This is a genomic window from Actibacterium sp., from assembly GCF_041584535.1.
Taxonomy (GTDB): domain Bacteria; phylum Pseudomonadota; class Alphaproteobacteria; order Rhodobacterales; family Rhodobacteraceae; genus Actibacterium_D.
Genome location: NZ_JBFHDW010000147.1, coordinates 1 through 6,695, shown reverse-complemented (window position 1 = coordinate 6,695; position 6,695 = coordinate 1). Strand labels below are relative to the sequence as shown.

Genomic DNA, 6,695 nt, shown 5'->3' with positions numbered 1-6,695 from the left:
GGGCCGGGGGTGCGGAAAAGCTGGCCCTCGGCGGCGCCCTGATCGACCATTTCTGTCACGCGGGCCAGTTGCACGGGGTCGACCAGCGCGCCGATGTCGTTGGTTTTGTCCAACGGATCACCGATGCGCAGGGTCGCCATCCGCGCCTTGAGTTTAGCGTGGAAGCGTTCGGCCACGCTTTCCTGCACCAACAGCCGCGATCCGGCGCAACAGACCTGCCCCTGATTGAACCAGATCGCATCGACCAGACCTTCGACCGCGCTGCCCAGATCGGCATCTTCGAACACGATATAGGGCGATTTCCCGCCCAGCTCGAGCGTCAGAGCCTTGCCGCTGCCTGCGGTGGCTTGGCGAATGCGGCGGCCGACCTCGGTGCTGCCGGTGAAGGCGATCTTGTCGATGCCGGGGTGGGTCACGATCATCTCGCCCACCGCGCCATCGCCGGTGACGATATTGACCACGCCGTCGGGCAGGCCGGCCTCGCGGCAGATATCGGCGAACAAAAGCGCCGTCAGCGAGGTGTATTCAGCGGGCTTCAGCACCACGGTATTGCCTGCCGCCAGCGCGGGCGCGACCTTCCATGCCAGCATCAGCAACGGGAAATTCCACGGGATGATCTGACCGCAAACGCCGTGCGGCACATGGCCGGGCAGTTCGCTGTCCAGCAGTTGCGCCAGACCGGCGTGGTAATAGAAATGCCGCGCCACCAAGGGCACGTCGATATCGCGGCTTTCGCGGATCGGTTTGCCGTTGTCCAGCGTTTCCAGCACCGCGAACAGGCGGGCATGTTTCTGCACCAGCCGCGCCAGCGCATACAGGTATTTGGCGCGGGCATGGCCGGGCAGTTTGGCCCAAGCGGGTTGGGCGCGGCGGGCGGCGGCTACGGCGGCATCCACGTCGGCCTGGGTGGCTTGGGTCAGGTTGGCCAGAACGTCGCCGGTGGCGGGGTTGCGGCTGTCGAAACCGGGGCCGGGGGCGGTGAATGCGCCGCCGATGAACTGGCCAAAGCGGGGGCCTCGGTCAGCCAGCCACGCCAGCGCCTCGGCCGCGCTTTCGGGGGCGGCGCCATAGTCCATCGACTGGAAGATTTCGGAAACGGTCATCTGGTCATCCCATCGGGTGCCGCCAGCCAGCGGAATAGGCGCCGGTGACGTGGTGTTCGAGCTGGCGTTCGATGTCGCCCAGCAGTGAAGACGCGCCAAAGCGGAACAGGTCGGGCCTGAGCCAGCGGTCGCCCAGTTCCTCTTTCATCAGGCTGAGGTAAACCAGCGCATCTTTGGCTTTCGAGATCCCGCCCGCCGGTTTGAACCCGATGCGATAACCGGTGCGTTGATGATAGTCGCGGATCGCGCGGATCATGGTCAGGCTGACGGGCAGGGTGGCGTTGGTGCTTTCCTTGCCGGTCGAGGTCTTGATGAAATCGGCGCCCGCCATCATGCAGACAAGGCTGGCGCGGGCGACATTGCGCAGGCTGCCCAGCTCGCCCGTGGCAAGGATGGTTTTCATATGCGCCGGGCCGCAGGCAGCGCGGAATTCGGCCACCTCGTCATAGAGCGCCTGCCAATTGCCAGCCAGCAATTGGCGGCGCGAGATCACGATGTCGATTTCATCCGCCCCGGCGGCGACGCTTTCGCGGATTTCCTGCACCCGCAGGTGAAACGGCGACAGGCCGGCGGGAAAGCCGGTGCTGACGGCGGCGACCGGAATGCCGGTGCCTGCAAGCGCCTGAACCGCTGTTGGCACCATTTCATGATAGACGCAGACCGCGCCGGTATGGATCGGCCCCATGCCCAAAGCGGTCAGGATGTCGTGGCGCACCGGTTGCCGGGCCTTGGCGCACAGGCGGCGCACCCGGTCGGGCGTGTCGTCCCCGGCCAGCGTCGTCAGGTCGATACAGGTGATCGCCCTTAGCAACCACGCCGCCTGATGATCCTTTTTCACCGTCCGCCGCGCCGGCAGGCTGGCACAGCGGCGCTCGATCGCCGAGGTGTTGGCCTGCACCGACGCCACCCAGTCATCCTCAAGCGCCATGCCGGGATTGCGCGGCAGGCTGATCTGCGGCAGGCCCGCTTGGCCGACATGCACGGGAAAGGCGGTCTGATCAGAGGGCACGGGCGGTCCTTTTATGCAAGCTGGGGCAAGAGTCGCACGATGCCGCCGGGCTTGGCAAGCGGTGGCGCCGGGGCACATCGGCAAATTCCCGAACTTTCACGGGTGACGCGCCGATGTTTTCGCGCCACAGTTGGGGGGCAATGCACCTGTGGTGTAGACATATTCTAAAAAGAGAATATATAGACCGCAACCTAAACCGCTTTGCGCTGAGTCAAGGTGTGCCGTTTATGCATCTTTATGGTGAACTGGCCCAGCCGCAGGAGACCCGCGATGTTCAAAACTCTATTGTCCGTATCGGCGCTGATGATTGCCAGCGTCGCCCATTCCGAAGTCATTGAAATTAAGCAGGTTTCAGTGACAAACTGGAAAGCCGTCTATGGCGAGGTCGAGCCGCGGGATCTGATTCCCGCGCGCGCCCGGATCGGCGGCACGGTGCAGGTTCTTGCGGTCACTGAAGGCGACACCGTTGTCGCCGGTCAGCAGATCGCGATGGTTCAGGACGACAAGCTGGCCTTTCAGCTGGATGCGATCGACGCTCAGCTTGGGGCGTTGCAAACCCAGCTGGCGACCGCAAAAACCGATCTTGAGCGCGGTGAATCCCTGCGCGAACGCGGGGTGATCACGGTGCAGAACCTTGATCAGCTGCGCACGGCGGTCGATGTGCTGGACAACCAGATCCGCAGCATTCAGGCACAGCGGCTGGTGATCGAACAACAAGTGACCGAGGGCGCGGTCCTGTCGCCGGTGGATGGCGTGGTGCTGTCGGTGCCGGTGGCGCGCGGCTCGGTCATCAATCCGGGTGAACAAGTGGCGCAGATCGGCGGCGGCGGCGTGTTCCTGCGTCTGGCCCTGCCCGAGCGTTTCGCCGGGGTGCTGGCCGTGGGCGACACCATCGAAATCGGGTCCGAGGCCGGGCAGAACGGCACGCTGATCAAGGTCTATCCGCAGATCGCGGGCGGCCGGGTTCTGGCCGATGTCGAAGTTGACGGGCTGGACGGTCGCTTTATCGGCCGCCGGGTGCCGGTGCGGGTGCCGGTGGGCGCTCATGACGCGCTTTTGGTGCCGCAATCGGCGCTGAGCCAGCAGTCGGGTCTGGATTTCGTCACGGTCGAAGCTGGCGAACATGGCGTTCAGCGCACCGTCGTTCCGGGTGATGTCATCATGCAGGACGGCGTTGCGATGGTGGAAATTCTCAGCGGCCTGCGGGCTGGTGACAAGCTGGTGACCGAGCATGAGTAACGACACGCAGAATTCCGGCGCGCTGGGCCTTGCCGGGCGCCTGACCCGTGCTTTCATTGCCTCGCCGCTGACGCCGCTGTTCCTGATGGCGTCGCTTGCAGTGGGCCTGATCGCGCTGATCTCGCTGCCGCGCGAGGAAGAGCCGCAGATATCGGTGCCGCTGGTGGATATCCACGTTCAAGCGGCCGGCCTGAAGGCCGAAGACGCGGTGAAACTGATCACTGAACCGCTGGAGACCATCGTCAAAGGCATCGACGAGGTCGAGCATGTCTATAGCTCGACCCGCGACGATCAGGTCATGGTCACCGCCCGGTTCGAAGTCGGCCTGTCCGCCGATACCGCGATCCTGCGGGTTCGGGACAAGCTGTTGGCCAATCTCGACCGTATCCCGACCGGCATTCCTGAACCGCTGGTCGTCGGACGCGGCATCAATGACGTGGCGATTGTGGCGTTGACCTTTAGTCAGGCGCCGGGGCATGACGGCGTTTCAGCGGCCGACCTGACCCGCATCGCCCGCGAAGTCGAGGTCGCCCTGACCAAGATCGACGACGTTGGCCTGACCTATATCGTCGGCGAAACCTCGCAGGCGCTGCGTGTGGCGCCTGACCCGGAAAAGCTGGCGCTTTACGGTGTGACGCTACAGGCGCTGGCGGGCAAGGTGCAGGGCGCGAACTCGTCCGCGCCGGCGGGTATGATCCGCGATGGCGGTCAGCAGATCGGGCTGGTTCTGGGCAATACCCTGAAAACCCCCGAGGAAATCGGCAATCTTGAGGTCACCACCCGCGATGGCCGCACGGTCTATGTGCGCGATCTGGCCAAGGTGGGCTTTGTCAGCGATCTGGATGAACAGCATGTGTTCAGCCTGACCCGTGGCGAGACCGAAGACGACATCCTGATCTCGCCCGCTGTGACGCTGGCACTGGCGAAACGCGCCGGGGCCAACGCGGTGCTGGTGGCCGAGCAGATCCTGCATCAGGTCCATGAAATGGAAGGCCGGATCATCCCGGAAAGCGTCTCGGTCGAGGTTACGCGCGACTATGGCGAAACCGCTGACGAAAAGGCGAACGAGCTGCTGTTCCACCTTGGCCTTGCCACGGTGTCGATCGTGGCGCTGGTGCTGGTCGCGATCGGCTGGCGCGAGGCGGTCGTGGTCGCATTGGTCATCCCGGTGACGATCCTGCTGACGCTGTTTGCGGCGTATATCATGGGCTATACGCTGAACCGGGTGTCGCTGTTCGCGCTGATCTTCTCGATCGGTATTCTGGTCGACGACGCGATCGTGGTGATTGAAAACATCGCCCGGCATTGGGCAAAGGATCCGCACAAGACCCGGCTGGATGCCGCAGTGGCCGCCGTGGCCGAGGTCGGCAACCCGACCATCGTGGCAACGCTGACTGTGGTCGTGGCGTTGTTGCCGATGCTGTTCGTGTCGGGGTTGATGGGACCATACATGAGCCCGATCCCCGCCAACGCCAGCGCCGCGATGATCTTTTCGTTCTTCGTCGCGGTCATCATCACCCCGTGGCTGATGCTGAAAATCGCCGGTCGCGCGCCGCTGCATCACGCGCATGGCGATGCCGGGCAGGGCGGCAAGCTGGGCAAATTCTATGCCAGAATCGCGCGCCCGTTGTTGCGCAGCAAAAAGGTCAGCTGGATTTTCCTGCTGGTGGTTGTCGTGCTGTCCTTCGGGTCGCTGGGGGCGCTTTATACCAAGGACGTGACGGTCAAGCTGTTGCCGTTCGACAATAAATCCGAACTGGCCATCGTCATTGACCTGCCCGAAGGCGCCTCGGTCGAGGCCACCGATGCCGTGGCCCGCGATGCCGCGCTGGTGGCGATGAAACTGCCCGAGGTGATCTCGGCCCAGACCCATGCCGGCACCGCTGCGCCGTTCAACTTTAACGGCCTTGTGCGGCACTATTTCCTGCGGCAAACGCCGGAACTGGGCGAGGTTCAGCTGAACCTTGAAGGCAAGGCTGAACGCGACCGCACCAGCCATGAAATCGCGCTGGAACTGCGGCAGATGCTGGCTGATCTGGACGTGCCGCAAGGCACCAACATCAAGGTGGTCGAGCCGCCTCCGGGCCCGCCGGTGATCGCGACGCTGCTGGCGGAAATCTATGGCCCCGATGCCGAATCCCGCCGCGCCGTCGCCCGCAAGGTGCGTGCCGCCTTTGACGAAGTGCCGTTCATTGTCGACACCGATGACAGCTTTGGCGTTCAGCCGCGCCGCCTGCGGGCCGAGCTGAACCCGTCGGATCTGGACTTTTATCTGGTGCAAGAGGCCGACGCGCTGCAAACGCTGCAACTGTTGAACGGATCGACCACGGTGGGCTATTCCCATCGCGGCGAGGGCCGTCCGCCGATCCCGATCGTGGTCGCGCGTGACCGCGCCGACAACGTGATGGATGAAAGCACGCTGTCAACGCCGGTTCCGGCCAACGCCCTGCCCGGCGGGCGCGGTGTGGTTGAACTGGGCGATGTGGTAACATTGGTCGAAGAAAAGGCCTCGTTCCCGATCTTCCGCCACAACAGCCGCTATGCCGAGATGGTCACCGCCGAACTGGCGGGCGATTTCGAAGCCCCGCTTTACGGCATGATCGCCGTGCAGGAAAAGCTGGACGCGATGGATTGGGGCGATCTGACCCCGCCGGTGGTCAGCCTGCATGGTCAGCCGCTGAGCGAGGCCGAGAACACCCTGCTGTGGGATGGCGAATGGGAGGTGACCTGGGTCACGTTCCGCGACATGGGCGCGGCATTCGGTGTGGCGCTGCTGGGGATTTACATCCTTGTGGTGGCCCAGTTCGGCAGCTTCCGGCTGCCGCTGGTGATCCTGACGCCAGTGCCGCTGACCTTCCTTGGCATCATGCTGGGGCATTGGCTGTTCAACGCGCCGTTCTCGGCCACGTCGATGATCGGCTTTATCGCGCTGGCGGGGATTATCGTGCGGAACTCGATCCTGTTGGTCGATTTCATCCGCCATGCCGACCCCGAAGGCAAAGTCACGGTCGATGTTCTGATCGAAGCAGGTGCCACCCGGTTCAAACCGATCCTGCTGACCGCGATCGCGGCGATGATCGGTGCGGTGGTGATTCTGGCCGACCCGATCTTCCAGGGTCTGGCGATCTCATTGTTGTTCGGTCTGGCCTCGTCCACGGCTCTGACGGTGCTGGTGATCCCGGCGATCTATCGCATCTTCAAGACCTGAGATTGACACCGGCCCCCGCCTGAAAACGGGGGCCGGTTGTCTTAGACGCCCATCGGCGCCGGGCCCTGATACGCGGCGATGACCGCTGCGATCCCGGACGGGCCGCGCGGCACGATCCCCAGCGGGTTCAGCGCCT

At 64.0% G+C, this 6,695-nt stretch carries 4 protein-coding genes; 2 read left to right on the top strand and 2 right to left on the bottom strand.

The genetic code is table 11. The features are described from left to right. A partial coding sequence (locus tag ABYW26_RS08615; protein WP_372604375.1) for an aldehyde dehydrogenase family protein occupies nucleotides 1-1,103 on the bottom strand: 1,103 nt, incomplete at its 3' end. 4 nt (nucleotides 1,104-1,107) lie between these two features. Next, nucleotides 1,108-2,112, bottom strand: a complete 1,005-nt coding sequence (gene deoC, locus ABYW26_RS08610; protein ID WP_372604374.1) for a deoxyribose-phosphate aldolase — start codon at nucleotides 2,110-2,112, stop codon at nucleotides 1,108-1,110. A gap of 270 nt (nucleotides 2,113-2,382) precedes the next feature. Between deoC and ABYW26_RS08605 the strand changes: the two genes are divergently transcribed. Together ABYW26_RS08605 and ABYW26_RS08600 are read left to right on the top strand one after the other, a co-directional pair. Next, on the top strand, nucleotides 2,383-3,351 hold the full coding sequence (locus tag ABYW26_RS08605; protein ID WP_372604372.1) for an efflux RND transporter periplasmic adaptor subunit: 969 nt from the start codon (nucleotides 2,383-2,385) through the stop codon (nucleotides 3,349-3,351). Further along, nucleotides 3,344-6,559: an efflux RND transporter permease subunit gene (locus ABYW26_RS08600; protein WP_372604370.1), complete on the top strand. Its 3,216-nt coding sequence runs from the start codon at nucleotides 3,344-3,346 to the stop codon at nucleotides 6,557-6,559. The genes ABYW26_RS08605 and ABYW26_RS08600 overlap by 8 nt, the downstream gene beginning before the upstream one ends. The last annotated feature ends 136 nt before the right edge of the window (nucleotides 6,560-6,695 follow it).

Bases quoted from the DNA above. Each gene is read 5' to 3' on its own strand.
- ABYW26_RS08600 (WP_372604370.1), top strand. From the start codon at position 3,344: ATGAGTAACGACACGCAGAATTCCGGCGCGCTGGGCCTTGCCGGGCGC.
- ABYW26_RS08605 (WP_372604372.1), top strand. From the start codon at position 2,383: ATGTTCAAAACTCTATTGTCCGTATCGGCGCTGATGATTGCCAGCGTC.